25 protein-coding genes and 1 tRNA gene are annotated in these 26,664 nt (G+C 63.8%); 8 read left to right on the top strand and 18 right to left on the bottom strand.

All coding sequences use genetic code 11. The features are described from left to right. The first annotated feature begins 139 nt into the window (after window positions 1-139). On the top strand, window positions 140-751 hold the full coding sequence (gene lexA / locus QYS36_RS06340; RefSeq protein ID WP_192423334.1) for a transcriptional repressor LexA: 612 nt from the start codon (window positions 140-142) through the stop codon (window positions 749-751). Between the two features lie 11 nt (window positions 752-762). Then, entirely contained in the window at window positions 763-1,218 is a 456-nt protein-coding gene (gene sulA, locus QYS36_RS06335; protein WP_308838677.1) for an SOS-induced cell division inhibitor SulA, read from the top strand. Between the two features lie 93 nt (window positions 1,219-1,311). Here sulA and QYS36_RS06330 read toward each other — a convergent pair whose 3' ends face one another. The 6 genes from QYS36_RS06330 to fadB all read right to left on the bottom strand — a co-directional run bounded on the left by QYS36_RS06330 (window position 1,312) and on the right by fadB (window position 8,862). Then, window positions 1,312-1,551: a hypothetical protein gene (locus QYS36_RS06330; RefSeq protein ID WP_027910358.1), complete on the bottom strand. Its 240-nt coding sequence runs from the start codon at window positions 1,549-1,551 to the stop codon at window positions 1,312-1,314. 106 nt (window positions 1,552-1,657) lie between these two features. Then, window positions 1,658-2,179 (bottom strand): DUF6586 family protein, encoded by a 522-nt coding sequence (locus tag QYS36_RS06325; protein WP_308838676.1) that lies wholly within the window; start codon window positions 2,177-2,179, stop codon window positions 1,658-1,660. 54 nt (window positions 2,180-2,233) lie between these two features. Further along, window positions 2,234-4,840 (bottom strand): type I DNA topoisomerase, encoded by a 2,607-nt coding sequence (gene topA, locus QYS36_RS06320; protein WP_308838675.1) that lies wholly within the window; start codon window positions 4,838-4,840, stop codon window positions 2,234-2,236. Between the two features lie 255 nt (window positions 4,841-5,095). Further along, window positions 5,096-5,332, bottom strand: a complete 237-nt coding sequence (locus tag QYS36_RS06315) for a DUF1653 domain-containing protein (RefSeq protein WP_308838942.1) — start codon at window positions 5,330-5,332, stop codon at window positions 5,096-5,098. 176 nt (window positions 5,333-5,508) lie between these two features. Beyond that, window positions 5,509-6,684: an acetyl-CoA C-acyltransferase FadA gene (fadA, locus tag QYS36_RS06310; protein ID WP_308838674.1), complete on the bottom strand. Its 1,176-nt coding sequence runs from the start codon at window positions 6,682-6,684 to the stop codon at window positions 5,509-5,511. A 30-nt stretch (window positions 6,685-6,714) separates the two neighbouring features. After that, window positions 6,715-8,862, bottom strand: a complete 2,148-nt coding sequence (gene fadB / locus QYS36_RS06305) for a fatty acid oxidation complex subunit alpha FadB (RefSeq protein ID WP_308838673.1) — start codon at window positions 8,860-8,862, stop codon at window positions 6,715-6,717. A gap of 435 nt (window positions 8,863-9,297) precedes the next feature. Between fadB and QYS36_RS06300 the strand changes: the two genes are divergently transcribed. After that, the gene (locus tag QYS36_RS06300) at window positions 9,298-10,116 is read left to right on the top strand and encodes a hypothetical protein (RefSeq protein ID WP_308838672.1); all 819 of its coding nucleotides are present in this window, start codon (window positions 9,298-9,300) and stop codon (window positions 10,114-10,116) included. A gap of 29 nt (window positions 10,117-10,145) precedes the next feature. On the opposite strand, the gene QYS36_RS06295 is transcribed toward QYS36_RS06300, so the two are convergent. Further along, window positions 10,146-10,583, bottom strand: coding sequence for a hypothetical protein (locus tag QYS36_RS06295; protein WP_308838671.1), 438 nt, complete (start codon window positions 10,581-10,583; stop codon window positions 10,146-10,148). Window positions 10,584-10,670: 87 nt separating this feature from the next. On the opposite strand from QYS36_RS06295, the gene QYS36_RS06290 reads away from it, so the two are divergent. Then, window positions 10,671-11,114 carry a universal stress protein gene (locus QYS36_RS06290; RefSeq protein WP_308838670.1) on the top strand — a complete coding sequence of 148 codons (444 nt, stop codon included), beginning with the start codon at window positions 10,671-10,673 and terminating at the stop codon, window positions 11,112-11,114. Between the two features lie 64 nt (window positions 11,115-11,178). Here the strand turns inward: QYS36_RS06290 and QYS36_RS06285 are convergent, their stop codons facing one another. After that, window positions 11,179-13,107 carry an ATP-binding cassette domain-containing protein gene (locus QYS36_RS06285; protein WP_308838669.1) on the bottom strand — a complete coding sequence of 643 codons (1,929 nt, stop codon included), beginning with the start codon at window positions 13,105-13,107 and terminating at the stop codon, window positions 11,179-11,181. A gap of 376 nt (window positions 13,108-13,483) precedes the next feature. Between QYS36_RS06285 and QYS36_RS06280 the strand changes: the two genes are divergently transcribed. Then, window positions 13,484-15,409: a transglycosylase SLT domain-containing protein gene (locus QYS36_RS06280; protein WP_308838668.1), complete on the top strand. Its 1,926-nt coding sequence runs from the start codon at window positions 13,484-13,486 to the stop codon at window positions 15,407-15,409. 87 nt (window positions 15,410-15,496) lie between these two features. Here QYS36_RS06280 and QYS36_RS06275 read toward each other — a convergent pair whose 3' ends face one another. From QYS36_RS06275 to moaB, 5 genes are all read right to left on the bottom strand, one after another. After that, on the bottom strand, window positions 15,497-16,297 hold the full coding sequence (locus QYS36_RS06275; protein WP_308838667.1) for an MOSC domain-containing protein: 801 nt from the start codon (window positions 16,295-16,297) through the stop codon (window positions 15,497-15,499). Window positions 16,298-16,369: 72 nt separating this feature from the next. Continuing rightward, window positions 16,370-17,299 (bottom strand): chemotaxis protein CheV, encoded by a 930-nt coding sequence (locus QYS36_RS06270; protein WP_308838666.1) that lies wholly within the window; start codon window positions 17,297-17,299, stop codon window positions 16,370-16,372. A 121-nt stretch (window positions 17,300-17,420) separates the two neighbouring features. Beyond that, on the bottom strand, window positions 17,421-18,317 hold the full coding sequence (gene yegS / locus QYS36_RS06265) for a lipid kinase YegS (protein ID WP_308838665.1): 897 nt from the start codon (window positions 18,315-18,317) through the stop codon (window positions 17,421-17,423). Window positions 18,318-18,423: 106 nt separating this feature from the next. Continuing rightward, window positions 18,424-19,635, bottom strand: coding sequence for a gephyrin-like molybdotransferase Glp (glp, locus tag QYS36_RS06260; RefSeq protein WP_308838664.1), 1,212 nt, complete (start codon window positions 19,633-19,635; stop codon window positions 18,424-18,426). Next, window positions 19,632-20,171, bottom strand: coding sequence for a molybdenum cofactor biosynthesis protein B (gene moaB / locus QYS36_RS06255; RefSeq protein ID WP_308838663.1), 540 nt, complete (start codon window positions 20,169-20,171; stop codon window positions 19,632-19,634). Before moaB ends, glp begins: the two co-directional genes overlap by 4 nt. A gap of 69 nt (window positions 20,172-20,240) precedes the next feature. Between moaB and mobA the strand changes: the two genes are divergently transcribed. From mobA to QYS36_RS06240, 3 genes are all read left to right on the top strand, one after another. Beyond that, window positions 20,241-20,813 carry a molybdenum cofactor guanylyltransferase MobA gene (gene mobA, locus QYS36_RS06250; protein ID WP_308838662.1) on the top strand — a complete coding sequence of 191 codons (573 nt, stop codon included), beginning with the start codon at window positions 20,241-20,243 and terminating at the stop codon, window positions 20,811-20,813. A 108-nt stretch (window positions 20,814-20,921) separates the two neighbouring features. Continuing rightward, the gene (locus QYS36_RS06245) at window positions 20,922-21,143 is read left to right on the top strand and encodes a YgdI/YgdR family lipoprotein (RefSeq protein ID WP_070886848.1); all 222 of its coding nucleotides are present in this window, start codon (window positions 20,922-20,924) and stop codon (window positions 21,141-21,143) included. A gap of 104 nt (window positions 21,144-21,247) precedes the next feature. After that, a tRNA-Pro gene (locus QYS36_RS06240) sits at window positions 21,248-21,324 on the top strand. A 209-nt stretch (window positions 21,325-21,533) separates the two neighbouring features. Here QYS36_RS06240 and QYS36_RS06235 read toward each other — a convergent pair. The 5 genes from QYS36_RS06235 to QYS36_RS06215 all read right to left on the bottom strand — a co-directional run bounded on the left by QYS36_RS06235 (window position 21,534) and on the right by QYS36_RS06215 (window position 26,469). Then, window positions 21,534-21,707 carry a hypothetical protein gene (locus QYS36_RS06235; RefSeq protein WP_308838661.1) on the bottom strand — a complete coding sequence of 58 codons (174 nt, stop codon included), beginning with the start codon at window positions 21,705-21,707 and terminating at the stop codon, window positions 21,534-21,536. A 244-nt stretch (window positions 21,708-21,951) separates the two neighbouring features. Beyond that, on the bottom strand, window positions 21,952-23,280 hold the full coding sequence (locus tag QYS36_RS06230) for a dicarboxylate/amino acid:cation symporter (protein ID WP_308838660.1): 1,329 nt from the start codon (window positions 23,278-23,280) through the stop codon (window positions 21,952-21,954). 285 nt (window positions 23,281-23,565) lie between these two features. Beyond that, the gene (locus QYS36_RS06225) at window positions 23,566-24,876 is read right to left on the bottom strand and encodes an ATP-binding protein (protein WP_308838941.1); all 1,311 of its coding nucleotides are present in this window, start codon (window positions 24,874-24,876) and stop codon (window positions 23,566-23,568) included. A 56-nt stretch (window positions 24,877-24,932) separates the two neighbouring features. Beyond that, on the bottom strand, window positions 24,933-25,610 hold the full coding sequence (locus QYS36_RS06220; protein WP_308838659.1) for a response regulator: 678 nt from the start codon (window positions 25,608-25,610) through the stop codon (window positions 24,933-24,935). A 250-nt stretch (window positions 25,611-25,860) separates the two neighbouring features. Then, window positions 25,861-26,469 (bottom strand): hypothetical protein, encoded by a 609-nt coding sequence (locus QYS36_RS06215; protein WP_308838658.1) that lies wholly within the window; start codon window positions 26,467-26,469, stop codon window positions 25,861-25,863. Between the last annotated feature and the right edge of the window lie 195 nt (window positions 26,470-26,664).

Genomic DNA, 26,664 nt, shown 5'->3' with positions numbered 1-26,664 from the left:
GCATCGTCGCCCGCGCGAAGCGGGCAACCGCCCATCCGCTGCCCTGCCCCTATCGGCACGCCGCTGCCATCAAGCGATTGCCAAGCACGGTTTACTGTATATAATCCCAGTCACTGTATAAAAAGCCAGAGCGCCCCACATGATCAAGCTGACGCCCCGCCAAGGCGAAATTCTCGCCTTCATCAAGCAGTGCCTGGAAGACAACGGCTACCCGCCAACCCGTGCGGAGATCGCTCAGGCCCTGGGCTTCAAGTCGCCCAACGCGGCCGAGGAACACCTCAAGGCGCTGGCCCGCAAGGGTGCCATCGAGATGACCCCGGGCGCTTCGCGCGGCATTCGCATTCCGGGTTTCGAGCCCAATCAGGACGAAGAAGACGGGCTGCCGGTGATTGGCCGTGTCGCCGCCGGCGCACCCATCCTGGCGCAGCAGCACATCGAAGAGGCCTGCCGGATCAACCCGGACTTCTTCCGCCCCAAGGCCGACTACCTGCTGCGTGTACGCGGCATGAGCATGAAGGACATCGGCATCATCGATGGCGACCTGCTCGCCGTGCATACCACCAGTGAGGCTCGCAACGGCCAGGTGGTGGTGGCGCGCATCGACGACGAAGTGACGGTCAAGCGCTTCAAGCGTGAAGGCAATACCGTCTGGCTGCTGGCGGAAAACCCGGAGTTCGCGCCGATCGAAGTGAACCTGGAAGAGCAGGATCTGATCATCGAAGGTTTGAGTGTCGGCGTCATCCGCCGCTAATTGGAGGCGTCATGCAGTTCCCCCAGTCGTTGAGCCGTAACCAGCTGCCCCTGTTCGATGCCTTTCTGGCCTCGACCATCGCAGTCGTAGAGGATCCAGCAAGCCAGGAAGACACCTTCAGCGAGGTGTCGCTGCGTGGTGCCGCCGGGCATTGCCTGACGCTACTGGCGCCCATGCTGCGGGAACTGAGCGAGAAGGATGACGAACGCTGGCTGACCCTGATCGCCCCGCCCGCCAGCCTGACCCAGAGCTGGCTGCGCGACGCCGGTCTTAACCGTGAGCGTATCCTGCTGCTGCAGCCACGCCACAACCAGAGCCCGCTGCAACTGGCCCAGGAAGCCTTGAAGCTTGGCCGTAGCCACACCGTGGTCAGCTGGCTGCACCCCCTGCCCCAGCACGCACGGCAGCAGCTGGAAGCAGCGGCGCGCACCGGCAAGGCGCAAAGCCTGAACATCAGCCTGGGTTGAGATCTGCCGTCGGCTAACCGTCGAGCAGAAAAGCAAAAGGCCAGCGAATAAGCTGGCCTTTTGTTTTTCTGCGTTCGCTCAGGCGAATGCCTGTCAGTGAAGAACGCGCGGTTGCTCGTCTTCCTCGTGCTCGAAATCACCCTCTGCCATCCGACCGGCCATCTGCACGCCGACATTGAGCATCGCCTTGGCGACCTCGACATGCTGGCCCTGCAGGAACGCCTTGGCATCTTCCGAGAAGTCCAGCACCACCAGTGCTTCCTCATCGTCGGCTCGACGCAGGGCGATGCGCCCATCGGGCAATTCGACGATTTCAAGGAAAGACGTAGGCATAACTCGGGTTCTCCACGAAAGGCTGCCCAGTGTAACAGCCAGCCTGGCTGATCGCTTGGCGAAAAAGCCGCCAATTGCCGAACGGGCGCTCAATCGAGCGGCGTGTTTACCACTCGCTGAGCCCGACACGAAAGCGCTGGGCCAGCGCCTTGAGTTCCTGCCGCCAGTTTTCCAGGGTTTCGCGCGCAAGCGGCGCTGGCTCCTGGTCAACGCTCACGGCCTCGATAAGCCCAGCGGCGCCAGGCTCACCCTTCGGCTCCCGCGGCGCACGTGGCGGCTTGAACAGCTCGGCGTGAGCGGCCAAAAGCTGCCCCAGCCAGGTGTGCCGGTTCTCGGCCAGCTCGACCAGCTCCGCCAGCTCAGGGCTTGGCGCCGCGCTGAGATTCTGGCGATCCAGCAGCAGCTCGGCACGCGCAGCGCTGCTATTGGCCAGGCGATAGAAGCCGGCGATCTCATGGCACAGCCCCAGCAACGCGCCGTACAGATGAAACAGGGTGGCCTCGCGCTCGGCCTGCACCAGTGCCTGGGCATTCATCGCCCGGCCCTCTTCGGCCTTGCGCCAGGACTCCAGGCAGAGCCCGGCGTAGAAAATCTTCTGATTGGTGCGGGTATACAGTTCACCAGCCATATGCACTCTCCAGAGAACGTCAGGCACGCTCCAGGAGAGCGTGCCGGGCGCTGATCAACGCTTGTCTTCGACCTTCCACTTGCCGCCGTCGTAGAACGCTTTCCAGCCGGTTGGCTTGCCGTCCACTTCGGTCTGCACGTACTGCTCCTTGGTCTTGCGGCTGTAACGGATGACCGCCGCACGGCCTTCGGGATCCTTGGCCGGCGCATCGAACAGGAAGTGGTACTTCGGATCGATCTCGTCCTTGTGCGGCAGCAGCTCGAGCACCAGCGGTGCACGGGTTTCGCGGTTTTTCGGGAACTGGCTGGCAGCCAGGAACAGCCCCGACGCACCGTCGCGCAGTACGTAGGTGTCATCGACCTTCTCGCACTTGAGCTCCGGCATCTTCACCGCGTCCATCTTGGGTGGCGCGGGCTCGCCATTGCGCAGCAACTTGCGGGTGTTCTTGCATTCGCTGTTGGTGCAGCCGAAGAACTTGCCGAAACGGCCGGTCTTGAGCTGCATCTGGCTGCCGCACTTGTCGCATTCCAGGCTCGGGCCTTCGTAGCCCTTGATGCGGAACTGACCCTGCTCGATTTCGTAACCGGCGCAGTCCGGGTTGTTACCGCAGATATGCAGCTTGCGGGTTTCATCCAGCAGGTAGGCGTCCATCGCGGTGGCGCAGATCGGGCAGCGATGCTTGCCGAGCAGCACGCGCGACTCCGACTCGCCCTCGTCATCGGCGGCGATCTCGTCGCCCGGCACCAGGTTGACCGTGGCCTTGCAGCGCTCTTTCGGCGGCAGGGCGTAGCCCGAGCAGCCCAGGAACACGCCCGTGGAGGCGGTACGAATCATCATGTGCCGGCCGCATTCGCGGCAGGGAATGTCGGTCGGCGTCGGCGTGTTGGCACGCATGCCGTTGTCACCGTCGGCAGCCACTTCGAGCTTTTTCTTGAAGTCGCCATAGAACTCGTCGAGCAGGTGTTTCCACTCGCGCTCGCCCTGGGCCACGTCATCGAGGTTCTCTTCCATGCCGGCGGTGAAGCCGTAGTCCATCAGGTCGGAGAAGCTTTCGCTGAGGCGCTCGGTAACGATGTCGCCCATCTTCTCGGAATAGAAGCGACGGTTATGCAGCGCCACGTAGCCGCGATCCTGGATGGTGGAAATGATCGCCGCGTAGGTGGACGGACGGCCGATCCCACGCTTTTCCATTTCCTTGACCAGGCTGGCTTCCGAGTAACGCGCCGGTGGCTTGGTGAAATGCTGGCTGGGGTCGAGCTTGATCAGCTTGAGCGACTCGCGCTCCTTCATTTCCGGCAGCACGGCATCGTCGCCCGGCTTGCTCATCTGCGGCTGGGCACGGGTGTAACCATCGAACTTGAGGATGCGGCCCTTGGCACGCAGCTCGAACTGCGCGGCGTTGACCGTGACGGTGGTCGACAGGTACTCGGCCGGCGGCATCTGGCAGGCCACGAACTGGCGCCAGATCAGCTCATACAGGCGCTCGGCGTCGCGCTCCATGCCGGACAGCTGGGTCGGCCGCAGGTTGACGTCGGAGGGACGGATCGCCTCGTGCGCCTCTTGGGCGCCTTCCTTGCTGGAGTAGAAGTTCGGCTTCTCCGGCAGGTATTTGCTGCCGTACTCGCTGTCGATGAAGCCGCGCACCATCTCGATGGCGTCGGCCGACAGGTTGGTCGAGTCGGTACGCATGTAGGTGATGTAGCCGGCCTCGTAGAGCCGCTGGGCCATCATCATGGTCTTCTTCACCCCGAAGCCCAGGCGCGTGCTGGCCGCCTGCTGCAGGGTGGAGGTGATGAACGGCGCCGACGGCTTGCTGCTGGTCGGCTTGTCCTCGCGCTTGGCAACGCTGTAGCTCGACGCCTTGAGGGTCGCCAGCGCGGCCATGGCCTGGGCTTCGTTCAACGGCTTGAAGGCAGCGCCACTTTCGCGAACCACTTCGAAACGCACCTGGGCGTCCTTGGCGGTGCCGAGGTCGGCGTGCACTTCCCAATACTCTTCGGGCACGAAGGCGCGGATTTCCTTTTCGCGCTCGACCACCAGCTTCACCGCTACCGACTGCACACGGCCGGCCGACAGGCCGCGGGCGATCTTCGCCCACAGCAGCGGCGAGACCATGTAGCCCACCACGCGGTCGAGGAAACGACGCGCCTGCTGGGCGTTGACCCGGTTGATATCCAGCTCGCCCGGGGCGGAAAACGCCTCCTGGATGGCCTTCTTGGTGATCTCGTTGAACACCACGCGCTTGTAGCGGCTGTCATCGCCACCGATGGACTCGCGCAGGTGCCAGGCGATCGCCTCCCCCTCTCTATCCAAGTCGGTCGCGAGATAGATGGTGTCGGCTTCCTTGGCCAGGCGGCGCAATTCCTCGACCACCTTTTCCTTGCCGGGCAGGATCTCGTACTTGGCTTTCCAGCCGTGCTCCGGGTCGACACCCATGCGCGCGAACAGTTGGCGCTTGGCCTTTTCCTTCGGCGACAGCGCCGGCGCTTCGCCTGCTGCTGCCTTGCCACGCTTGGCAGGTTCCTTGGTAGCCGCCCCGCCGCTGGTGGGCAGGTCGCGGATATGGCCGATGCTCGACTTCACCACGTACTGGCTGCCCAGGTACTTGTTGATGGTCTTGGCCTTGGCCGGGGATTCCACGATGACCAGCGATTTACCCATGGATTGGAAAATTCCTGAAATTCGGTAGGTGAATGGCGACCAGGCGCCTGAAAACACTGTTGGGCGTATCGAGTCGACGCCTGTCACGTCGACGATGAAGGCGCTCGCTCGATAGAGCGGACGCAAAAAGCGTGGTGCTGCCGCGGATCGGAGTGGCGTTTTACACGATCCCGATCGCCCTGCGATCAGCTTTGGCCCCGCTATATATAGTGGCGGTCAAGGCAAGGTCAAGGGCGAGCGCTTCCTGAAGTGCGCTCAGGGATGGTAGAGAACGCTTGCCTCGGCCTCGACCAAAGCAAAGCGTGGAACCCGCTCGCCGTCCAGTTCGACCTCACTGGTAAACATCGCCAGCGGCCGTACCCAAAGGCCGAACTCGCCATACAGCGCCTGGTAGACGACCACTTCCTCTTCGCTCTCCGAGTGCCTGGCCACGCCCAGCACACGGTACTCGGGGCCTTTGTAATGACGGTAGAGACCGGGTTGCAGCGACATCATTCAATTTCCTGGAAATATTTTTCGTTCGATAGAAAGGTCGGCCGGCATTTCGTGCCACGGGCCGAACCAGGCTGCCCCATGCAACAAGGCAGGCTCCTAAAAACAAAAACCGGGGCAGAAGCCCCGGTTGTGCAACAGGTACCGCGAATCCGTTCAAAGGTGGCGGCGGATTCTTAGATGCGTTCGAACACCGTGGTGATGCCCTGACCCAGGCCAACGCACATGGTCGCCACGCCGAAGGTGCCGTTGTTCTGCTTCATCACGTTGAGCAGGGTACCGGAGATACGCGCCCCGGAACAACCGAACGGGTGACCCAGGGCGATGGCGCCGCCGTGCAGGTTGACCTTCTCTTCCATCTTGTCGAGCAGCTTGAGGTCCTTGAGCACAGGCAGGGCCTGGGCGGCGAAGGCCTCGTTGAGCTCGACGAAATCGATGTCATCGATGGTCAGGCCGGCACGCTTGAGCGCCTTCTGGGTCGAGGGTACCGGGCCGTAGCCCATGATCGCCGGATCCACACCGGCCACGGCCATGGCACGCACCACGGCCATCGGCTGGATGCCCAGGTCCTGGGCGCGCTGGGCGCTCATGACGATCATGCAGGAGGCGCCATCGGTGATCTGCGAGGAAGTACCCGCCGTCACGGTGCCGCCCTTGGGGTTGAAGGCCGGCTTGAGGTTGGCCAGGCTTTCCAGGGTGGTTTCCGGGCGAATGGTTTCGTCGTAGTCGAAGACCTTGAGGAAGCCGTTCTCGTCGTAGCCCTGCAGCGGGATGATCTCGTCCTTGAACTTGCCTTCCAGCGTGGCCTTGTGGGCCAGCTGGTGGGAGCGCACGCCGAACTGGTCCTGGGCTTCGCGGGTGATGCCGTGCATCTTGCCCAGCATCTCGGCGGTCAGGCCCATCATGCCGGAGGCCTTGGCGGCATACAGCGACAGGTGCGGGTTCGGGTCGACGCCATGCATCATGCCGACGTGGCCCATGTGCTCGACGCCGCCGACCACGAACACATCGCCGTTGCCGGTCTGGATGGCCTGCACGGCGGTGTGCAGCGCGCTCATCGACGAGCCACACAGGCGGCTGACGGTTTGGCCGGCACTGGTGTGCGGGATCTGGGTCATCAGCGACGCCATGCGCGCGATGTTCCAGCCCTGCTCCAAGGTCTGGTTGACGCAACCCCAGATGACGTCTTCGACTTCTTTGGGGTCGACCTTGTCGTTGCGCTCCAGCAGTTTGCTGATCAGTTGCGCCGACATCGTTTCGGCGCGGGTATTACGGTGCATGCCGCCCTTGGAACGTCCCATCGGGGTACGGCCGAAGTCGACGATGACTGCATCTCTTGGATTCAGGCTCATAAATTCACTCTCGCTCCAATCGTTGCGCGATTAACCAAAGAAGGTCTGGCCGTTTTTGGCCATTTCACGCAGTTTCTCGGTCGGCTGATACAGCGCACCCAGATCGGCGTACTTGTCGGCCAGGGCCACGAATTCGGCAACCCCGACGCTGTCGATGTAACGCAGCGCCCCCCCACGGAAGGGCGGGAAACCGATACCGTAGATCAGGCCCATGTCGGCCTCGGCGGCGCTCTCGACGATGCCATCCTCCAGGCAGCGCACGGTTTCCAGGCACAGCGGGATCATCATGATGTTGATGATGTCGTCATCGCTCAGCTCGCGCTGCTCGGCCACGATCGGCTTGAGCAGCTCGTAGGCCTCGGGGTCGCTGACCTTCTTCGGCTTGCCGCGCTTGTCGGTCTCGTAGGCGTAGAAGCCCTTGCCGTTCTTCTGGCCCAGGCGGTTGGCTTCGTACATCACGTCGACCGCGGTACGGCCTTCCACCGCCATGCGATCCGGGAAGCCCTCGGCCATCACGTCGCGGCCATGGTGGCCGGTGTCGATGCCGACCACGTCGGACAGGTAGGCCGGGCCCATGGGCCAGCCGAACCGCTCCATGACCTTGTCGATACGGGCGAAGTCGACACCGAAGCTCAGCAACTTGGAGAAGCCGCCGAAATACGGGAACAGCACGCGGTTGACCAGAAAGCCCGGGCAGTCGTTGACCACGATCGGGTTCTTGCCCATCTTCTTGGCGTACGCCACGGTGGTGGCCACCGCCTCGTCACTGGATTTCTCGCCGCGGATGACTTCGACCAGGGGCATCATGTGCACCGGGTTGAAGAAGTGCATGCCGACGAAGTTTTCCGGGCGCTTGAGGGCCTTGGCCAGCAGGCTGATGGAAATGGTCGAGGTGTTGGACGCCAGGATGGTGCCCTCCTTGACTGCAGCCTCGACCTCGGCCAGCACGGCCTGCTTGACCTTGGGGTTCTCGACCACGGCTTCGACGACGATGTCGACGTGACCGAAATCACCGTAGGACATGGTCGGACGGATGGCGCTCAGCGACTCGGCCATCTGCGCGGTGGTCATGCGACCTTTCTCGACGCGCTTGCCGAGCAGCTTGGAGGCCTCGTTCAGGCCCATCTTGATGCCTTCTTCGCGAATGTCCTTCATCAGGATCGGCGTGCCCTTGGAAGCCGACTGATAGGCGATGCCGCCGCCCATGATGCCGGCACCCAGTACCGCAGCCAGTTTCACGCCGTGAGCGATGGCGTCGTGAGCCTTGGCCTTCTTCTTCAGTTCCTGGTCATTGAGGAACAGGCCGATCAGGCTCTCGGCGACCGAGGTCTTGGCCAGCTTGGCGAACCCGGCTGCTTCGACTTCCAGGGCCTTGTCGCGGCCGAAGTTGGCGGCCTTCTGGATGGTCTTGATCGCTTCGACCGGCGCCGGGTAGTTCGGGCCGGCCTGGCCGGCGACGAACCCCTTGGCAGTCTCGAAGGCCATCATCTGCTCGATGGCGTTGAGCTTGAGCTTTTCCAGCTTGGGTTGGCGCTTGGCCTGGTAGTCGAGCTCGCCGGAGATGGCGCGCTTGATCAGGTCCAGGGCACCGGCCTGCAGCTTGTCAGCGCTGACCACGGCGTCTACTGCACCGACCTTGAGGGCTTCCTCGGCGCGGTTTTCCTTGCCGGAGGCGATCCACTCGACCGCGTTGTCGGTACCGATCAGGCGTGGCAGGCGCACGGTGCCGCCGAAGCCCGGGTAGATACCCAGCTTGACTTCGGGCAGGCCGATCTTGGCGCCCTCGGCCATGATCCGGTAGTCGGCAGCCAGGCACATTTCCAGGCCGCCACCCAGGGCGATGCCGTTGATGGCGACCACGGTGGGTACGTTCAGGTCTTCGAAATCGCTGAAGATCTTGTTGGCTTCCAGGCTACTGGCAACCAGCTGCTCTTCGGGCAGTTTGAAGTTGTCGACGAACTCGGTGATGTCGGCGCCGACGATGAACACGTCCTTGCCGCTGCTGACGATCACGCCCTTGATCGAGGCGTCGGCCTTGATCGCATCGACGCTCTGGCGCAGCTCGCTCAAGGTCAGACGATTGAATTTGTTGACGGACTCACCCTTGAGGTCGAACTTGAGTTCGACGATGCCGCTTTCAAGAGCCTTAACCGTGATGGCTTTACCTTCGTAAATCATCAACTGATCTCCACGCTAAGGGAATCTGAACAGTACACACCGGAGCCAACAGGCTGACTCACGCCACCAGACAACGTAGACGAAAATCTGCTACCCACCGATGCGGTATTCGGACTGAATTGGGCACTGCCGGCAAGGCAAACACTCAATTCATACGCCCGTTTGATTTGGGTGAGCACACCTTCACGGAAAAGCCTGCGATTGTCAATTGGCGTTATGTAGCCAGGTGCGGCAAGCACTACGCAGACCATACAGTCACGCTGGCCCGTCGCGAAAAGCCTATCATCAGCGTCGATATCCCATCATTCGGCAGGCGCCGCCGGCCCGTTCGCCAGCGCTAGCCAAAACCCCGGGGCACGGGTAGAGTCGCGCCCATTCGGCTGCCACCGAATGCCCAAAAACAACAAGAACGAGCGACTACACCGAGGTTCCCGCATGCCCACTCACTTGCGTACCTTCTCTCCGCGTGCCCTTCTGCTTGCTGCCCTGCTGATACCCATGGCGGTATCCGCCAACACCACTGGCGACCTCCAGCACCTGCAGAACTTCCATCTTGCCGCCCAGAAAAGCCTGGGCGACTTCTACATGTACAACGGCATGGAAGGCGACCAGCGCTATGCGCGAATGATCGATGCCTCCCGCCAGCGCGCACGCGAGCAGCTGGGTAAGCTGGCGAACCTGCCCGACGCAGGTGCCGCGCGCCTGCAAGGCCAGCTGCAGGAGCAATGGCAAGCCTACGACCTGGAGTTGACGAGCTTGATGACAGCCCTGCAAAAACAGGGCTACACGGATCTGCAGCCGGTCGCGGACATGGCCTCGCGCAACCGTCAGGTACTGGCGACCGCCCAGGCGCTTTACGAAGCGCTGCAACCCATGGATGGCAGCGCCGTCAGCGAGCAGGCCAGCGCCGTCCGGCAGCTCAGCCTGTTGATGCAGAGCATCGCCGTGAACTACGCCGCGCGCAGCGCTTCGGTGGGCGCGAGCTTCTCCGCAGACAGCAGCGAGCGGCCCATCGAGGAATTGGTCGGCGACTTTGCCACGCGCCTGGCGGCGCTGCGCAACCAGGCAGCCAACAGTGCGGCGGTCAACACCACGCTCGATGGCGTGGCGACCAAGTGGCGATATATCGAGAGTTCGCTGCGCAATTACAACGAGAAGAGCGTGCCCTTTCTGGTCAGCAAGTATTCGGACAGCATCATCCGCAGCCTGGCGGACGTCGACGCGCTGTACGCGCAATCGGGCAGCGCGTCATGAGCCAGTGCGACGCCGGCTCGACAGCCGGGTCAGGCCTGGCCCTTGAGAAAGGCGGCGATCGCCGGCAGCGACTCGGGCTGCGCACGCTCGCCCCAGAACAGCGCGATCATCTGCGGCGTGGCCTCGGCCTTGTAGACGTCGGCCGGCAGGGTGGCGAGCTGTGCGGCCAGTGCCGTGTCGGCGCAGGGCTCCTGCCATTTGTTCAGCCACTGGCCCGGCTCGCGCTGCCAGTAGCACCAGCTGTCCTGGCGCCCGCGGGGCCGTGGATGGTGGTATTGCGGGCAGGGGTTGGGCGGCGTCTTGGCCAGCCAGTACGGCCACTCCTCGCGGGCCAGCTGCATCGCCAGGCCCAGGCGCCGCGCCTGCATGCGCACGTCCATCTGACCGCGCTGGCGCCGCGATGGCACCAGCCAGACCAGCGGGCTGAGGGCCAGGACCAGTAGGGCCAGAACGATCCATCCCGTCATAATTTCTATCTCGACTGCGCAACCTGTGGTAAATGCTCAAACCAGCCATACTTGAAATCACTGGTCACCCTTGTAAGGAGACACCCCATGTCCTACCAGCACATTCTGGTCGCCGTCGATCTGACCGAGGAGTGCGACCCGGTAATGAAGCGCGCCCAGGCTCTGGCCGGCAGCACCCAGGCCAAACTCTCCGTGGTACACATCGTCGAACCCATGGCCATGGCCTTCGGTGGCGACGTGCCGATGGACCTGTCGATGCTGCAACAGCAGCAGTTCGAACAAGCCAAGGAGCGCCTCGACGCGTTTGCCGTCAAATACCCGCAGCTCAGCGCAGAAAGCCGCCACCTGGCCTACGGCCAGCCGCGCCAGGAAATTCACCGCCTGGCCGCCGAACAGCACTGCGACCTGATCATCGTCGGCAGCCACGGCCGCCATGGCCTGGCCCTGCTGCTCGGCTCCACCGCCAACGACGTGCTGCATGGCGCGCCGTGCGACGTACTGGCAGTGAGCCTCAAGAAACCCTCGGCCTGATCCCCTGCGGCAAGGCGACCAACGCCGGGCAAACGCCCGGCGTTTTCAGCTCAGCGGATGGGTATCAGCCTTCCAGCTCAGCCCAGCGCTCGACCAAACGATCCAGTTCTTCCTGCCTGGCCTGCAATTGCGCCAGCACCACCGCCGTCTGCTCGCCCGACTGCTGATAGAAGGCCGGATCGGCGATCTGTGCTTCCAGGGCGGCAATCGCCTGCTCGGCGGCATCGATCTGCTCCGGCATGGCGTCCAGTTCACGCTGGTGCTTGTAGCTGAGCTTCTTCTTCGCCGCTGGCGCAGCCGCTGCAGCCTCGGCGGGCGGCGCTTCGGCCACGGCCGTTTCGACGATCGCCGAGTTCAGCTCGGCCTTGCCCGACTTGCTTTCGCCGACGCCGAGCAGGCGCGGTGAGCCGCCCTGGCGCAGCCAGTCCTGATAACCGCCGACGTATTCGCGCACCTTGCCCTCGCCTTGGAAAACCAGGGTGCTGGTCACCACGTTGTCGAGGAAGGCCCGGTCGTGGCTGACCATCAGCACGGTGCCCTTGAAGTTCGCCAGCACTTCCTCGAGCAGCTCCAGGGTTTCCACGTCGAGGTCGTTGGTCGGCTCGTCGAGCACCAGCAGGTTGGCCGGCTTGCTGAACAGCTTGGCCAGCAGCAGGCGGGCACGCTCACCGCCGGACAACGCCTTGACCGGCGTGCGCGCGCGTTGCGGGCTGAACAGGAAATCGCCCAGGTAGCTCAGCACGTGGCGGTTCTGGCCATCGATCTCGATGAAATCGCGGCCTTCGGAAATATTGTCGATGACGGTCTTTTCCACATCGAGCTGGTGCCGCAGCTGATCGAAGTAGGCCACCTCGATCTTGGTGCCCTGCTCCACCTTGCCGGCGGTCGGCTGCAAGCCGTCGAGCATCAACTTGAGCAGCGTGGTCTTGCCGGTACCGTTGGCGCCAAGCAGGCCGATACGATCACCGCGCTGCAGCACCATGGAGAAATCCTTGATCAGCAGCGGGCCGCCCGGATGGGCGAAGCTGACGTTCTCCAGCACCATCACCTGCTTGCCGGACTTGTCCGCCACGTCCAGCTGGATATTGGCCTTGCCGGTGCGCTCGCGACGCTCGCTGCGCTCCACACGCAAGGCCTTCAGGGCACGCACGCGGCCTTCGTTACGGGTGCGACGGGCCTTGATGCCCTGGCGGATCCACACTTCTTCCTGGGCCAGCTTCTTGTCGAACAGCGCATTGGCGGTTTCTTCGGCGGCCAGGGCGGCCTCCTTGTGCACCAGGAAGCTGGCGTAATCGCCGTTCCAGTCGATCAGCCCGCCGCGATCCAGCTCGAGAATGCGCGTGGCCAGGCTCTGCAGGAAGGCCCGGTCGTGGGTGATGAACAGCACCGCGCCCTGGAATTCCTTGATGGCTTCTTCGAGCCAGGCAATGGCGCCGATGTCCAGGTGGTTGGTCGGCTCGTCGAGCAGCAGCAGATCGGGTTCGCTGACCAGCGCCTGGGCCAGCAGCACGCGCCGGCGCCAACCGCCGGAAAGCTCGGCCAGGGTCTTGTCGGCCGGCAACTGCAGGCGGCTCAGGGTGCTGTCGACCAGTTGCTGCAGGCGCCAGCCGTCCTTTGCCTCCAGCTCCTGCTGCACGTGCATGAGCTTGTTGAGGTCGTCCTCGGTCACGCAGTTCTGCGCCAGGTGATGGTACTGGGCAAGCAGCTCGCCAACGCCATCGAGGCCCTGGGCAACCACGTCGAATACCGTGCGGCCATCGGCCACCGGCAACTCCTGGGGCAACTCGCCGATCTTCAGCCCCGGCGCACGCCAGATCGCGCCATCGTCGGGCTTCTGCTGGTCATTGACCAGCTTGAGCATGCTCGACTTGCCGGTGCCGTTACGGCCGATGATGCACACCCGCTCGCCGCGGGCGATCTGCCAAGACACCTTGTCCAGCAGCGGCATGGCGCCAAAGGCCAGGGAAACATCGGTGAACTTGAGCAGGGTCATCAGGGTTGCCTCGACAATACACGGGAGTGGTGGGCGAAAGCCTGGGGCGCGACCTGGGGCTCGCTGCTGCCGACCACGAAAACTGATCTGGCCGACGCGTGCGCCAGCCAAAAACGGGCGCGTATTCTAACCGAGAAGACCGTCGGCGTCTGTCAGCCTCGGCACCGGCCATCGATGTGACATAAACAGACATGCGCCAGGCACCAGCGGCCCTTTCGCGGCACGCCGGCAAAAGGCTAAGCTAGCGACCATTGCCGCCGCCGCGCCGGACGATGCCCGTATCGCCGCGGCGCACACCGGTAACCGCCCCAAGGGCACATCAGGCGACCGGCATCAGCCAGGTCGCGCCCGCTCACGAGATGACCCCGGAAGAGCCATGCGCTGTCGTTTGCCCAGTCTGCTGTCCTGCCTGATCCTTTGCGCCGCCACCTCCACGCTCAGCCAGGCCGCCAGCCTGCAGCAGCAGCGCCAGTACTACGACGAAGCCAAGGCGGCGCTCGCCAAGGGCGACAAGGGGCCTTACCAGCGCTACGCCAGCGCGTTGCGCGACTATCCGCTGACTCCCTACCTGGCCTACGACGAGCTGACCGCCCGCCTGAAGTCGGCCAGCAACCAGGAAATCGAAGGCTTCCTCGCCGCCCACGGCGACCTGCCCCAGGCCAGCTGGATGAAATTGCGCTGGCTGCGCTGGCTGGCCGAGCGTGGCGAATGGCAGACCTTCGCCAACTACTACGACCCGGGGCTGAACTTCACCGAACTCGATTGCCTGAATGGCCAGCGCCAGCTGGCCCAGGGCCAGACCGCCGAAGGTTATGCCACCGCCGAGAAACTCTGGCTGGTCGGCAAATCCCAGCCCGAAGCCTGTGACCGCCTGTTCGACCGCTGGGCCGCCGAAGGCCAACTGACCGAACAACGCCGCTGGCAGCGCACCAAGCTGGCCGCTGAAGCGCGCAACTACAGCCTGGCGACCTTTCTGAGCAAGGATCTGCCAACCCTGAGCAACCACGGCAAGTTGCTCGTCGACGTCGCCCAGAAACCGCAGATGCTCACCCAGACCGCACGCTTCACGCCGGCCGACGACGCCATGGGCGATGTGGTCAGCCTCGGCCTGCGCCGCCTCGCCCGCCAGGATCCGGAACAGGCCCTGAGCCTGCTCGAGGGCTACTCGCAGCGCATGCGCTTTTCCGAGCAGGAAAAGGTCGCCATCGCCAACCAGATCGGCCTGACCCTGGCGCGCCGCTTCGACCCGCGCGCCCTCGAGGTGATGGCCAAATACGATCCCAACCTGCGCGACGACACCGTCAGCGAATGGCGTGCTCGCCTGCTGCTGCGCCTGGGCCGCTGGGACGAAGCCCACAAGCTGATCAGCCGCATGCCCGAGTCCCTGGCCAGCACCAACCGCTGGCGCTACTGGCAGGCGCGCAGCCTGCAACTGGCGCAACCGAACAGCAAGGCCGCCCAGCCGCTGTTCCACGAGCTGGCCAAGGAGCGCGACTTCTACGGGTTCATGGCCGCCGATCAGGTCAAGGAGCCCTATTTCCTGAAGAACGCACCGCTGCAACTGAGCCCCGCGGTGATCAAGAAGGTACGCAATGCGCCGGGCATCCGCCGCGCCATGGAATTCCACGACCGCGGTCAGATCGTCGAAGGTCGCCGCGAGTGGTATCACGCCAGCCGCCATTTCGACCGCGACGAGCTGGTTGCCCAGGCGCGCCTGGCCTACGACATGCAGTGGTATTTCCCGGCGATCCGCACCATCAGCCAGGCCAAATACTGGGATGACCTGGATATCCGCTTCCCCATGGCCCATCGCGAGCCACTGACCGCGGAGGCCAAGAAACGCGGCCTGCACTCGAGCTGGGTGTTCGCCATCACCCGCCAGGAAAGCGGCTTCATGGCCGACGCCAAATCCCCCGTCGGCGCCATGGGCCTGATGCAGGTGATGCCCGCCACCGCCAAGGAAACCGCGCGCAAGTTCGGCATTCCTTTGAGCAACCCCAACAATGCCCTGCTGCCCAGCGTCAACATCCAGCTGGGTGCCGCCTACCTGAGCCAGATCTATGGCCAGTTCAACGGCAACCGGGTGCTCGCGTCGGCCGCCTACAACGCCGGGCCTGGGCGCGTGCGGCAGTGGCTGCGCGGCGCCGATCACCTGTCCTATGACGTGTGGGTGGAGAACATTCCGTTCAACGAAACCCGCCAGTACGTGCAGAACGTGCTGTCCTATGCGGTGATCTACGGCGACAAGCTCAACGCGCCACAGCCGCTGGTGGGCTGGCACGAGCGTTACTTCGATCAGTAGAGGCGCTGCATCGCGTCTTCCTATCGGCATCCGAGGCAATCGCCCCGGGTGTCGCTGCGCTCGACCCGGGCTACCCAGCATAGTGACCTAAGCCACTACCTCGACCGCCATGCCGACCTGCAGCTCGCCGCTGCCGTGGTTGATCAGGTTCTGCCCGAACAGGATGCCGTCTTCGCCCTGGCGATAGCTGCGCAGGGTGGTCAACGGCTCGCGGTCGGCACTGCGCTCACCGGTCTGCGGGTCGATGGTGGTGATCACACAACGCGAGCAGCGCTTGGCGAGGGTGAACTCGACATCGCCGATGCGGATGCGCTTCCAGTTGTCCTCGGCATAGGGCTCGCTGCCCTGCACCACCAGGTTGGGGCGAAAGCGCAGCATCTCCAGCGGACGGCCGACCCTGGCCACCAGGTCGTCCAAGGAGGCCTGGCCGATCAACAGCAGCGGGAAGCCGTCGGCGAAACCGACCTTCTCGTCGCCATTGACGTTGCCTTCGATAAAACGCGCCCGCTCCGCCGGCACGTGCACCAGGCGGCAGGCCTTGCCCAGCAATTCGCTGCCCCAGGCAGCGGCTTCGTCGCCGGCATCCGGCACCCGCAGGGTATCGCGCCAGATGATTACACCGCGCAGCGCCTGGTCCGGCTCCGGCAACGCCACCTGCAACGCCGGCATGCCGGGCGCCTCGAGAGTCAGGCCGCCAGCGGCATTCCAGCGCGCCTGCAGCTGGCTCATCCGAGGGAAGGTGCGTTGCGTCATGAACCGCCCGGTTTCCGCGTCCGCGAACATCCAGCGCCGATCACCGGCCACGCCCAGGCCGTCGAGCTGCAGGCTGGGCAGGGATTCACCCATGGCGGACTTGAGGGGGAAGCGGTACAGCGCGGAGAGGTGCATGGCGCGGCGTCCTGAGGTGAGCGAAACGGCGGTTATACGCAAACCGCCGTGATGGCTCAAGCCGCCAGCGCGTTACTTTTCGTCCAGGGCAAGACGCTGACGAATAACATCCACCAGCTTGTCGGGCTGGAACTTGGACAGGAAGTTGTCGCAGCCCACCTTCTTGACCATGGCGTCGTTGAAACTGCCGGACAACGAGGTGTGCAGCACCACGTACAGGTCACGCAGGCGCGGGTCCTGACGCACCTCGGTGGTCAGCCGGTAGCCGTCCATTTCCGGCATTTCGGCGTCGGTGAACATCATCAGCAGCTTGTCGGTGATGACCTCGCCGGCGTCTGCCCAGGCCTTGAGCATGTGCAGGCCTTTGAGCCCGTCGGTGGCGACGTGCATTTTCATGCCGAGCTGGGACAGGGTATCGCGCAACTGCGCCAGGGCCACGCTGGAGTCATCGACCAGTAGCACTTCACGACCACGGGCTTTTTCCAGCAGCGGATCGGCCAGACGGTCACCGGAAATGCGCGTGTCGTAGGGCACGATCTCGGCCAGCACCTTTTCCACGTCGATGATTTCCACCAACTGGTCATCGACCTTGGTGATCGCCGTCAGGTAATGCTGACGCCCTGCTCCACCCGGCGGTGGCAGGATGGACTCCCAGTTGAGGTTCATGATGCGGTCGACGCCGCCGACCAGGAACGCCTGGATCGAGCGGTTGTACTCGGTGACGATGATGGTGCTGCGCTCATCCGGCACGATCGGCCGCATGCCGATGGCCTGGGACAGATCGATGACCGGCAGGGTCTGGCCACGCAGGTGAATCACCCCGCAGACGAAACGATGGCGATGCGGCATCAAGGTCAGCTTGGGCATGTGCAGCACTTCCTGCACCTTGAACACGTTGATGGCAAACAGCTGCCGGCCCGCCAGACGGAACATCAGAATTTCCAGGCGGTTCTCGCCTACCAGCTGCGTCCGTTGATCAACGGTGTCGAGAATACCGGCCATTATTCGCTCCTGTGAGGCGTAGTGTTCGTATGAAGCTATCGGCCAGTCGTGCAATTACTGTAGGCGGCATGGCGCAACGCCATCTTGCACCAGCGCGCGGCGCTACACCAGCACCAGCCGATCAGTCGCGCAGCAAAGGTGAGTGCTCCGGCAAATGCAGGCGCAGCGCCTGGGGCCTTGCAGCAAAGCGTAGACGATTCCCACCACGCGGCTCGCCATCGAGGTTCAGGTCCAGGCCCTCCGGGGCATCGATTTCCAGCCAGGGCACGCGCGCGCTGATCGCCACGCCTTCGATGCCCTTCAGGCCGCCGGACAGCAGCGTGCCCAGGGTGCCGACCACGTCGTGGGCGGCCGGCACGATGCACACGTCCAGCAAACCGTCGTTCACCCGGGCGTGGGGGCACAGCACGTGCCCGCCGCCGGCCTGCCGGCCATTGCCGATGCCCAGGGCGAGGAAATCGCCCTCCCACTGGAAATCCGGGCCCTTGAAGCGACCAAAGGCCGAGCGTACTTCGGCAAAGCGGGTCAGGCCGGTGAGCATGTAAGCCGCCCCACCCAGGAAACGCTTGAGATCCTCGGAGGTATTGGCCGTGATGTTGGAGCCGAAGCCCCCCGTAGCCATATTCAGGAACAGCTCGCCATCGACCTCGCCGAGGTCGATCGGCTGCGCGGGCGTATCGAGCAGCGCCAGCGCATCGGCGGGCGTCAGCGGTATGCCTGCCGCATGGGCAAAATCATTGGCGGTTCCCAGCGGCAGCAACACCAGGCTGGCATCGGTTTCGGCCTTGGCCATGGCTTCGGCGACGTCACGCAGGGTGCCGTCGCCGCCGCCGGCGATCAGGGTCGGGTAGCCCGCCTGCAGAGCCTCGCCGACCAGGCGCTGGGCATCGCCCGCCTCCCAGGTGAGCCGCACGGCGAGATCCCAGCCGCGCTCACGCTGGCTGGCCACCGCAGTGCGCACCTCATCGTTGAGGGACTGCTTACCATGAAGGATCAACAGCGCTTTACGCTCTTGCATAACGGCTCCGGAAACGGGATTGAAGACAGGGCTGCTTATCCAGACAACACGCGAGCGAAATAATCACGCTCGCCGTCATTGGTTCGCAGCCTGCCGCCCCTACGCTTCAGCCGAGCAGTTCGCTCATCGGAATGAACTGCACCAGGTCGCCCTCGGCGAGGGTGGTGCCTTCCAGCACCTGTGCCAGCCCCTCGGCCCAGGCAGCGCTGCGCAGCACGCCGGAGCTCTGGTTCGAGTATGGCACCACGCGGCCGTTCTCGAGGCGCGCGCGCAGGAACTCGCGGCGCTTGCCCGGTTTGCCCCAGGTAAAACCCGCCGGCACCGGGAAGCCCAGGGGCTCGACCTTGTGCACACCCAGGCGGCGCAGCAGATAGGGGCGCGCCAGCAGGCCGAAGGTCACCAGCGTCGAGGCCGGATTACCTGGCAAGCCGATGACCGGGCGAGCGCGGAACTCGCCGACGGTCAGCGGCTTGCCCGGCTTGATGGCGAGCTTCCACAGCGCCAGCTCGCCGGCCTCACGCAGGGCGATGCCGAGAAAATCCGCCTCGCCCACCGACACCCCGCCAGTGGACAGGATCAGGTCGACATCATCCAGTTCTCCGAGGGCCTGGCGCGTGCGCTCGAGATCATCGGGCAGGATGCCGGCGTCGATGACCTCGCAGCCCAGGCGCTGCAGCCAGGCGACCAGCAGATAGCGGTTGCTGTTGTAGATCTGCCCCGGGCCCAGGCCGTGACCAGGTTCGACCAGCTCGTCGCCGGTGGACAGCACCGCCACCCGCGGCCGACGCCGCACCGGCAGCCTGGCGAGGCCAATGGATGCCGCCAGCCCCAGTTCGATTGGGCCCAGGCGCGTACCGGCAGCCAGCAGGGTCTCGCCCTTGCGGTTTTCCTGGCCCTGGGGACGAATGTTCTGCGCCAGCTGCAGCGCCTGCTTGAAATGCACGCGGCCGTCGTCGCCGACACTGACGTTCTCCTGCATCTCGACCGTATCGGCGCCTTGCGGAACCGGGGCACCGGTGAAGATGCGCGCGCAGGTGCCGGGCTGCAGCGGGTCGGGCGCCATGCCGGCGAGGATGCGCTGGCTGACCGGCAGCGCCTCGCCCTGCCAGTCGGCCAGGCGCAGCGCGTAGCCGTCCATGGCGCTGTTCGGCCAGGGCGGCAGGTCAAGGCCGGCGACCATCGGCTCGGCCAGCACCCGGCCATCGGCTGCGGCCAGGTCGACCATCTCCTGCTCGGTGATCGGCGTGGCCTCGGCCAGCTCCAGCAGCCGAGCCAGTGCCTGCTCCACCGGCATCAGCGGCGCATGCTGCTCGCTCATCCGCGGCTCTCGCAGGGCGCCGCGCGTTTCAGGTGCGGCACGAAGTTGCAGGGACGGTGGCGCGCGTCGAGCTGTTCGGCGAGGATGCCGTCCCAGCCGGTGCGGCAGGCATTGGTCGAGCCCGGCAGGCAGCACACCAGGGTGCCGTTGGCCAGGCCGGCCAGCGCCCGGGACTGAATGGTCGAGGTGCCGATATCGGCGGTGGAGATCTGCCGGAACAGCTCGCCGAAGCCGTCGACCTGCTTGTCGAGCAGGCAGGCCACCGCTTCCGGGGTGCTGTCACGGCCGGTGAAGCCGGTACCGCCGGTGATCAACACCACCTGCACCACGTCCTCGGCGATCCAGGTGGCGACCTGGGCGCGGATCCTGTACAGGTCGTCCTTGAGCAGCACCCGCTCGGCGAGGTTATGGCCTGCGGCTTTCAGGCGATCGACGAAGAGTTGCCCGGAGGTATCGGTTTCCAGCGTACGGGTATCGCTGACCGTCAGTACGGCGATATTCAGGGGCACGAATGGCGCATCGGCCTTGTGGCTCATGGCAGGCTTCCAGTTGTCGTCAACAATGGCCGGTGTTATACCACAGCGCCACCCTCGGAGCCCCTTGCCATGCCCATTGCAGCCCCACCGCAAAGCCTTTCCGTGGTCCTCCTCGCCGGTGGCCGAGGGCAACGCATGGGCGGCCTGGACAAGGGCCTGGTGCACTGGCGGGCGCGACCGATGATCGCCTGGCTGCACGAGGTGGTGCGGCCACTCACCGACGACCTGATCATTTCCTGCAACCGCAACCAGCAGGCCTATGGGGCCTACGCCGACCGCCTGGTCGGTGACGACAGTGCCGACTTTCCCGGCCCGCTCGCCGGTATCCGCGCAGCCCTGCAGGTCGCCCGTCATCCGCTGCTGCTGGTGCTGCCCTGCGACGCCCCGCGGGTCGACCGTGTGCTGATCGAGGACCTGCTGACCCTGGCTGGGGATCGCCCGGTGATGGCGCAACGCGCCGGCTACTGGGAGCCGCTGTTCGCCGTCATCCCTCGCCGCCTGCTGCCGTCGCTGGAGCAAGCGTGGCAGGCCGGCGAGCGCAGCACCCAGCGCTGGCTACGGGCGCACGATCCCGCTGCGCTGCCTTGCGAGGCCGACGATCCGCGCCTGAGCAACCTCAACTCAGCCGACCTGCTCGGCTGAACGCTTGCGGTAAGGCCGCCCCGGGTGGATAAATAGGGTGGAACTTGGTCGCGGTGTACCCGTCTGAGCCAAGGTAATCACTCAGCTTCGACTTTAAGGAGACATGCCATGAAGCAACGGACTACCGCTGCGTTTCTACTCGCCCTCGGCCTGGTTACCCTGGCTGGCTGCTCCACGCCATCGGTGATCACCCTCAACGATGGCCGTGAAATCCAGACTGTAGATCGTCCTGACTTTGACGATGACACCGGCTTCTACGAGTTCGAGCAGCTGGACGGCAAGCGCACCAAGGTCAACAAGGATCAGGTTCGTACCGTCAAGGAGCTGTAAGCGCCCCGCTGTTCTGGGGGGCGCACGCCAAGCGCGGCGCCCCGATTAAAAATTTTTGCTAACCCCTTGTGTTGCAAAAGTTTTTGAGTAGAATTTGGCGAATTCGGAGTGTAGCGCAGCTTGGTAGCGCGTCTCGTTCGGGACGAGAAGGTCGCAGGTTCGAATCCTGTCTCTCCGACCAAATCCCAGAAAAACCGGCCCTCGTGGCCGGTTTTTTCGTTTTGGCCCCTCCCCATCTCGCCCGAAACCATCCGCATCTCGAGCCTTGCGGCTGACAGCGCGTTCGCCAACCATATGGCTGATTCCTGTACGGCATGAAAAAGCCCGCTCGCGGGCGGGCCACTGGGGAAACCTCGGCAGCCGGAACATCGCGGGCCGATCGTGTGCGGTTCAGCCCTCGCCACCGCCACCGCAGGCGATAAGCTCGATCAGGCCCATCTGGTACCACTTGTTCTGGCAGCTCCAGCCATGCTCGAACGTCCAGGCACTGGCGGTGCCGCTGAATGCGATACCCGCGAGCAGAACTGCGGCCAGCTTCACGCTGCGTGAGCGGGTTTTCTTCATGCCGTATTTCATGGAAACCTCACCGTTCGTTGGAGTAATGAGCAGCGCTACGCAGCAAAACACCATCGGCCTCGCGAAACGCTGACTGCAGGAAAATCCTCATACCGAACGCAGCCTGGCTCAATAGCACAGGTTACCTAACGGCCAAGTGCCAGCCTTGCTGCAGTTCAATCGCCCATAAAAAAGCCCGCCACGAGGGCGGGCAGATGACCTTCCCTGAGCGGGAAGGTCGACGACATCGGTATCAGGAAACCTTGCCAGCGCTATCGGCAGGCACGGCCAGCACCTCCGGACGACCGCCGGAAGCCAGCTCGCGCTGCAGGGTGTCTTCGTCCAGCTCCTTGCACCACTTGGCGACCACAATGGTGGCCACGCCGTTACCCACCAGGTTGGTCAGGGCGCGGGCTTCGGACATGAAGCGGTCGATACCCAGGATCAGCGCCAGGCCGGCAACCGGCAGGTGGCCAACGGCGGACAGGGTGGCGGCCAGCACGATGAAGCCACTACCGGTCACCCCAGCAGCACCTTTGGAGGCCACCAGCAGCACCAGCAACAGGGTGATCTGGTGGGTGATGTCCATCGGCGTATCGGTGGCCTGGGCGATGAACACCGCGGCCATGGTCAGGTAGATCGAGGTGCCGTCGAGGTTGAAGGAGTAGCCGGTGGGAATCACCAGGCCGACGACCGACTTGTTGGCACCGAGTTTCTCCATCTTGGTCAGCATGCGCGGCAGCGCCGACTCCGACGACGAGGTACCCAGCACGATCATCAGCTCTTCACGGATATAGCGGATCAGGCGCAGCACGCTGAAGCCGTGGGCACGGCAGATGCCGCCGAGCACGACGAGCACGAAGAAGAAGCAGGTGATGTAGAAGCACAGCATCAGCTGGCCCAGCTGGACCAGCGAACCGACACCGTACTGACCGATGGTGAAGGCCATGGCACCGAAGGCACCGATGGGCGCGAGCTTCATGATCATGTTGATGATGCCGAACATGACGTGAGCGATGCGATCGATGAACTCGAGCACCGGGCGACCGAACTCACCCATGCGCTGCAGGGCGAAGGCGAAGATCACCGAGAAGAACAGCACCTGCAGGATGTCGCCGTTGGCAAAGGCACCGACCACGGTGGACGGAATCACGTTGAGCAGGAAGCCGATGGTGGTCTGCGCCTCGCCCGCCTGGGCATAGGCAGCGATCTTGCTGGCATCCAGGGTGCTCGGATCGACGTGCATGCCAACGCCCGGCTGCACCACGTTGACGACCACCAGGCCGATGATCAGGGCGATGGTGGAAACGATCTCGAAGTACATGAGCGCGTAGCCGCCGGTCTTGCCGACGGCCTTCATGTCCTGCATGCCGGCGATGCCGCTGACTACGGTGCAAAAGATGATGGGCGCGATGACCATCTTGATCAGCTTGACGAAACCATCGCCAAGCGGTTTGAGGGCAACGCCGGTTTCGGGATAGAAGTGACCGAGAATGATGCCGAGGGTGATGGCAGCCAGCACCTGGACATAGAGCATCTTGTAGAACGGTTGACGGACAACGTCATTCGTTGTGGCAGTCATGGTGAATCCTCTTGGGCGCGGCAATGACATCCAGCAACGTCCGCACCACTTTTCTTGTTTAGGCGCAAACCCTCCTGACCTGGAGGGATTTGTTATCGGCGCGCGTCAAGCGAGCTTGCGACTGAAAGAGCAAGCGTCATGCCATACAAAGAAAAAGAGGATAAACCTTTGATTCAAGGTGTTTTTAAGGATGAAAACCGGCTGCCTTTGCAGGCCAATGGCGGTTTTCCGCACGGGGCCCACCAAGCGCGTGGCGGAATCCCACCAAGATCGCCGATGCGCCGCTCAGATCCGCACGTGGAACGCCGCCCCACCCAGCTCGGAGTCTTCGAGAAACAGCTCGCCGTCGTAGCTCTCGATGATGTCCTTGACCACGGCAGTGCCGATCCCCTGGCCCGGATGCTGGGCATCGAGACGCTCGCCACGACGAAGAATGCGTTCGCGCTGATCCACCGGCACGCCCGGGCCGTCGTCTTCGACGCAGAGATGGCAGGCGCCATCGGCGATGGTGGCGCTGATCCGCACCTGGCCCAGGCACAGGCGGTAGGCGTTCTCCAGCAGATTGCCGAGCAATTCGAGGAGCGAGGCGCGCTCCATGGGGATTTCCAGCCAGGCGTCGAACTGCCGCTGAACATCGACCTGCTTGTCGCGATACACCTTGTCGAGCGCCTCGCAGAGGTTGTCCACCACCTTCGCCAGCGGCACCCGGTGACGGACCAGGCCGCTTTTGCGCAAGCTGGCGCGCTGCAGCTGATAGCCGATCTGCTGGCTCATGCGCTCGATCTGCGCCTGCAGGATGTGCACCTGCTCGCGGTTTTCCGGCTTGGCGGCAATCACTTCGGTGGCGCCCTGCAGCACCGACAGCGGTGTCTTCAGGCTATGCGCCAGGTCATCCAGGGAATGCCGGTAACGTTCGCGCTGCTGACGTTCGCTGTCGAGCAGGCGGTTCAGCGAGCCGGTAAGGCGCAGCAACTCGCGCGGGTGCTCGTCGCTCAGCCGCTCACGGGCACCGCTCTCCACGTCGTCCAGTTCCTCGCGCAAACCGCGCAGGCTGCGAAAGCCCCAGGTCAGCCCGAACCACAACAGCCCCAACAGCAGCACCAGCGCGCAGCCGAGCCAGAGATACAGCTGCTTCATGAAATCGTCGTACAGGGCCTGGGTTTCGCTGGCCGGCTGCATGGTGACGATGCTGAACGCCGCGTCCTGGCCACGCAGCAGCTTGATCTCCACGTCATAGATGTAGAATTCGCGGCCCTGGCGGTCGGTGGTGCGCAGCAGCTCGTCGCCGCGCCCATCATAGCGCGGCAGGTAGGACACGGACATATCCCGGGTCGACGGCGATTGCCACACCAGCTGGCCGTCGCGGTCATAGATGAAGCCCAGCAGTTGGGCATCGGGCAGGTCGAACTCCTCATCGGGCAACTTGCTGGGCATGCGCAGCTTGCCATCGTCGGTACGGGCGGCAGAGATCAGCGCACCGGTATCGGCGGCCAGGCGCTTCTCGACGGATTTTTCCAGGGCGATCAGAAATGCGCCGCGCAAGGCCGGCAACAGCGCCAGCATGAACAACACGGCGATAACCGTGTAGCCGAACATCAGGCGCAGACGCAGGGACGAAACCCAGCGCCGTTTCAATTGCCGCAGGGCTGCAATCACCGGCAGCGCTCGGTGAACAGATAGCCCTGGCCGCGTACCGTTTCGATCGGCTTGAAGCCGTTACAGCTTTCCAGTTTGCGACGCAGGCGACCGACCAGCACTTCGATCACGTTGGGATCGCGCTCCTCGTCATCGGGGTACAGCTGCTCGATCAGACGCTCCTTGGGCACCACCTGCTGATGGTGGCGCATCAGGTACTCGAGGATGCGGTACTCGTAGGCGGTCAGGCCCATGCTCGCGCCATCGATGAGAGCCTGCTTGCGGTTCATGTCGAGCAGCAAGGGGCCCGCTTCGATGGTCGACTGGATAAAACCGGAGGAGCGGCGCAACAGGGCGTTGAGACGGGCTTCCAGCTCTTCGAACTGGAAGGGTTTGACGACATAGTCGTCAGCGCCGGAGGCCAGGCCTTCGACCTTGTCCTGCCAGTTGCCGCGGGCGGTGAGAATCAATATGGGGAAGGTCTTGTCGCGGCTGCGCAGCTGACGGATCAGATCCAGCCCGCTGATACCTGGCAGACCGAGATCGATCACTGCCAGGTCATGGTGATATTCATCGACGCGATACAGCGCCTCTTCGGCGTTGGCGACCGCGTCCACCACGTGGCCCTGTTCGCCGAGTCGGGTATACAGATGGTGACGCAGCAGCGCCTCATCTTCCACGACCAGCAATTTCATCGTTGCATGCCCTCTTCGTTATGAAACGGCAAGAAACTCAAACCATTGATTTAATAATCTTGCGAGCTAGAGCCCTGCAAGGCAAAAGTAGGCAAGGAGCGGTCGGAGTCGCGGGCGACTGTACTGTTGTACATGAGCACTACTCGCTTCGCTCGCTCCTCCGGAGCCGCACTGAAGTGCGTTAGCCGCAAGCGGCTTTCCGAGCCTACTTTTAACGCCGCAGGGCCGACGCGCAGCTGATTATGGTGAGTTAGAACTTGTAGTTGGCACCCAGATACCACTGCCCGCTGCTATGCAGATCCAGGGAGCCGACCTTGCCTTCGCCCTGCGGGGCGAATTCGGTGCTGGCATTGGTGCGCAGGTAACGGTAGCCGCCTTCGATGGAGGCGTTCTCGTTGACTTCCTGCAGCAAGCCCGCCTGCAAGCCGGCAGCATACCCGACATTGGTGTCACGCGAGACACCCGGGCTGTTCTGCTCCAGCTTGACCAGGCCCAGCGTGCCACCACCGAACAGCTTGGTGCCGTTCTCGTTCAGCGGCAGGAAGGCGTCGTAGCTGCCGAGCAAGTTCTGCTGGCGCAGCTTGAGGCCATCGTTGCTGCCGGAGATGTATTCATAGGTGGCGTAGTAGCGGCCGACGTCGTTCTGCTGACCGGCACGCACGCCCCAGGTGCTTTCGTTGTTGATCACGCTGTCGAAGTTCGGGTTGCCCAGGTTGGCGTTCAACGCCGAGGACTTCTGGATGTTGTTGCTGGTCTGGCCCCAGGTGAAACCAGCGAAATTGTTGTCGGCGTGGGCAGTGGCCGCCGCGCCGAATACCAGGGAAGTTGCCAGAGCCAGTTTGGTCAGAGTCGCTTTCATGGAGATGCCTCTCGAATGGCAGTGGGTTAATGAAAAACTCGAGAATCATCCTGCCTGACGGTGACTGAACCCCTCCTGAACCCTTGCTGAACCTCACCTGAACGACGGGCGCGCTACCCGCCCGGATTGCCACGTGCCCCACCAGTGCGGCCGCCAAGATCGCCCGCAAGCTGCCGGCCATGCCCGACGTGCCCG

This window comes from Pseudomonas sp. G34, assembly GCF_031119625.1.
Taxonomy (GTDB): domain Bacteria; phylum Pseudomonadota; class Gammaproteobacteria; order Pseudomonadales; family Pseudomonadaceae; genus Aquipseudomonas.
Note: the sequence above shows the minus strand (reverse complement) of the source record. Positions and strands in the feature narration are given on the sequence as shown.